General features: G+C 40.7%; 6 protein-coding genes. 1 reads left to right on the forward strand and 5 read right to left on the reverse strand.

What is annotated here, in order from left to right; all coding sequences use genetic code 11:
* Positions 1-368: 368 nt before the first annotated feature.
* Positions 369-665 (reverse strand): hypothetical protein, encoded by a 297-nt coding sequence (locus J5X92_RS20705; protein ID WP_044056461.1) that lies wholly within the window; start codon positions 663-665, stop codon positions 369-371.
* A gap of 49 nt (positions 666-714) precedes the next feature.
* On the opposite strand from J5X92_RS20705, the gene J5X92_RS20710 reads away from it, so the two are divergent.
* Positions 715-888, forward strand: a complete 174-nt coding sequence (locus J5X92_RS20710; RefSeq protein ID WP_013783762.1) for a hypothetical protein — start codon at positions 715-717, stop codon at positions 886-888.
* A gap of 363 nt (positions 889-1,251) precedes the next feature.
* Here the strand turns inward: J5X92_RS20710 and J5X92_RS20715 are convergent, their stop codons facing one another.
* The 4 genes from J5X92_RS20715 to J5X92_RS20730 form a co-directional block, all read right to left on the reverse strand.
* Positions 1,252-1,698, reverse strand: a complete 447-nt coding sequence (locus tag J5X92_RS20715; protein WP_013785555.1) for a hypothetical protein — start codon at positions 1,696-1,698, stop codon at positions 1,252-1,254.
* 124 nt (positions 1,699-1,822) lie between these two features.
* Positions 1,823-2,203 (reverse strand): hypothetical protein, encoded by a 381-nt coding sequence (locus tag J5X92_RS20720; RefSeq protein WP_126874092.1) that lies wholly within the window; start codon positions 2,201-2,203, stop codon positions 1,823-1,825.
* A gap of 279 nt (positions 2,204-2,482) precedes the next feature.
* Positions 2,483-2,941 carry a GNAT family N-acetyltransferase gene (locus J5X92_RS20725; protein ID WP_126874091.1) on the reverse strand — a complete coding sequence of 153 codons (459 nt, stop codon included), beginning with the start codon at positions 2,939-2,941 and terminating at the stop codon, positions 2,483-2,485.
* A 136-nt stretch (positions 2,942-3,077) separates the two neighbouring features.
* Positions 3,078-3,368, reverse strand: a complete 291-nt coding sequence (locus J5X92_RS20730) for a hypothetical protein (protein WP_185864215.1) — start codon at positions 3,366-3,368, stop codon at positions 3,078-3,080.
* Positions 3,369-3,462: the final 94 nt, after the last annotated feature.

The following is a 3,462-nucleotide window of genomic DNA, read 5'->3' on the forward strand; positions in this document are numbered from 1 at the left end:
GCCAGCTATCTGGAAGCTGTGCTAACTGCGGGTTTTAGTGGCATGATTAATTAGTGAGCACTCATGCGGTTGCCCTGCTTTTTACTCCTGTTGTATATGGCAATAAGAGTACATTGGCATCTAATACAAAAATACACTCATCTTTAATTGCTTCTAATGGTTCCAGCTTGAAAAAAAATGTATCCGAAGGATTGGGGAATATTTCTCTTTTGTTGAATTGTAGATTTGACAACGAATAGTACTCCGAATAAATATAACTTTAAGCTAAGGGGCGCAGATACGTGGGGCATAATGGCGAAGCCGCCCCGCGTATAGGCGTCCCAGCGACCGGAGGGAGTGTACTTAAGCATTTTGTTAGAAGTGCCATGCTACCACCCCTCCAAATGTGTACCAACTTCTTTACCTTTTTCGAGGTCATCCTTTGCCAGATAGCCAAACTTGTTATGCTCATTTCGCATGCTTAGCCTATGAAATGTAATGCAAAAAAGTAAATATACAAACCAGAAAAAGAACAATAACCCACTAAACAATAGTGCTTTCTCTACTAAATCTAGGCCATCTCTAAAAAATACAATCGGAATTCCAATTAGGGCAACAAGCCACGAAATATGTAGAAAAGAAACTTTTGCAGCGGTCTTTAAAATAGTTGAGTTGTAATAAGACATTTGCAGATCCTTCTGGCACTTCTAACTTTAAGCTAAGGGGCGCAGATACGTGGGGCATAATGGCGAAGCCGCCCCGCGTATAGGCGTCCCAGCGACCGAAGGGAGAGGCTTAAGCGCTTTGTTAGAAGCAGAGCCTGTTCCATTGGCTTTTTTAAAAACTAATAAAGCCAGCATACGATTGATTGTTAAAGCAAACAAGCAAAATGCCAGTGCAGTGATGTAGGTGATTTGACTGAAGCAAGCCGCCCTATGAATTACCAAGTGCAATGGCGCTTGCTGGCCTCGAATAAGAACTTGGCGATAAAGCGCCTATTGCGCGACCTTTGAATTCAAAGCGGCGAAGTTAAAACCACCAAAAGCCAGAGCGATTTTTGCAACAGCAGGTGAGGGCGGTTGAACTGATATTTTTATAAAGCCAAACGTAGTTTAGGCTGACGCGTTCTAACTTTCCAATAACGGGCACAAACACGTGGGGCATAATGGCGAAGCCGCCCTACGTGTATGGGTCCCAGCGAACAAAGTGAGTGAGTTTATTGAGTTGTTATGTGCGTTCAAAACTCAACCTTCGATTTAAACTTACTGTAAATTAAAATTGTTGTCGGTTTTTAATAACCGAAGCAATGGCAACGTCAAACTCGTTAGCTGGAAGCTGCAGATCCGAACAGCGAACTGAAAGAAAAATAAAGTTATTATTAGTAAAAGCCTCAGGTATTTGATGGTCGCAGTTACCCATAAATTGACCATTTGAAGCTTTCAAGGTGAATCTCACGGAGTATAGCGACGCCAGACCTGAACCAATATTATTAACTTTGTAGTTTATTAAAACTGATTGGTCTTGAATCACAGTTTTATCGATTTTTAAACCCATGCTATCAATAAAAGAAGAATCGAAATCAGATTTTACTTTGCTATACGATTCTTCGAACATGGCTTCGATTCTAGGTTGAGCTGTTATAGCCCAAATGGTCATGAACAATGCAAAAGCAATCGAAAATCCCAATCCTAGTAGAAATCCATTTAAAACCTTTTTCATCTGCTTACACCTTTAAGCACATAACTTTAAGCTAACGGGCGCAAACGTAGCGGCATAATAGCGAAGCGCCGCTGCGTTTGTGTCCCAGTGACCAAAGGGAACGTGTTTAGCGCTTTGTTATATGCTAACAGTTTAGTTTCGGTAACCACTGTACTTCTCCTGATTTTTTCTTGAAAACTATTGGAGCAAGTTGTCTACGTTGACCTGAAACTTCAAATTCTGGGACGGTTACTTTGAGAGTGTTTCCAATGCTTTCGGTTATGCTTATAGACTCACTATAAGACATATTGTATTCGAAGACTGAGCCACGATATTTTTGCTTTACAACGCCTCCGACTAGTATTCGTTTTTTCCACTCTTTAAGCGATACAAGTAATGATTTTTCTTCATTAAATTGTATTGCAATAGAGTCTGAATGTAGCTTGATTTCTTTATTTTTTTCTAAGACAAAACCAATTTCCAAAACAAATGAACCGTTGCTTGTCTCTAGCAAATGAGTTTGCATAGTTATACCGTCTTCGATAGTTATTTCTAGGCGCACTTTATTGCTATTCGCGTCGCATGTGCGAGATGCGGCTTGCCCAAGAGGGTGGAAAGGTTGGTAATAAGATCCTCTAGGTTTGGCTATACAGCCAACTAAAGCTAATGAAAGAATTATTAGTAAAAAGCACGAATGTTTCATGGCATATAACGCTAAGCTAAAGGGCGCGAATGTGGCGCGATAATGGCGAAGCCGCGCCACGTTTGCGTCCCAGCCCCGCCAGGGGCGTTTTTGAGCGCCTTGTTATGCATTTGCACTAGCCTTTACCATGACGCAAGTATTATCTGATAGCAAGTGAATGCTGGTAAACCCAAATAAACTATACAAAGACGAATGTTCAGTTTTACATTGCAAATAAAGAGCTTCTACTCCTAATTTCTGAGAATGGTCTAATGCAGCTTGAATTAGCTTTTTTGCGATGCCGGAGCGTCGATGATCCGGAAGCACAAATAAGCCACCCAACCAATGTTTATAGTTGTAGCCTTTATTTTCGTAGAGTTTGAGTTCGACAGCGCCAATAGCATTGTTTTGGTCCATAGCAACAAAACAAAGTGGAAACTTAGTTTTTGATTTTGATTTGATTTTCACGTCTTCAAAAACGACATTGAATGGAACGTTGTAATGTTTTGCCCATTCATTGTAATACCATTCAGCAATGGTTTTACAAAAATAGTTTTGATCCGCTAAGAATGAAATTTCCATTTATCTTTCCTTGATGCATAACTTTTAAATAAGGGGCGCAGGCATGTGGGGCATAATGGCGAAGCCGCCCCGCATGTATGCGTCCCAGCGAACGCAGTGAGTGACTTGATTTTTTTGTTATACGCAATTGCCAAAATTAACCGCCATATTGCATTACTAAGTAAAAGCCAAAAACTAAACATACCGAAACAGAACAAGGAATACCAAACAAGAGCAATTTTTGTTTTGACGCCAGCGGCTTTGAACTAGCTAAAAGCGTAACACAAGGAGGCAATTGTGATATGAAAATAGGAATGATGAAAACACCTACTGGGTAGCCAAGATAATTTGCGATGAAATCGCCAGCATTACCTGCATACCAAATTTGAAGTACGAAATTGAGTAAGCAAATTAATACAACAAGCCCAATAAATTCCTTTTTATTCACAGATTTCCTTTTGCGTATAACATTAAGCTAAGCGGCGCAGTTGCGTGGGGCATAATGGCGAAGCCGCCCCGCGTAAATGCGTCCGAGCGACCGA

The sequence above is a fragment of the Alteromonas sp. K632G genome (genome assembly GCF_017653625.1).
Taxonomy (GTDB): domain Bacteria; phylum Pseudomonadota; class Gammaproteobacteria; order Enterobacterales; family Alteromonadaceae; genus Alteromonas; species Alteromonas naphthalenivorans.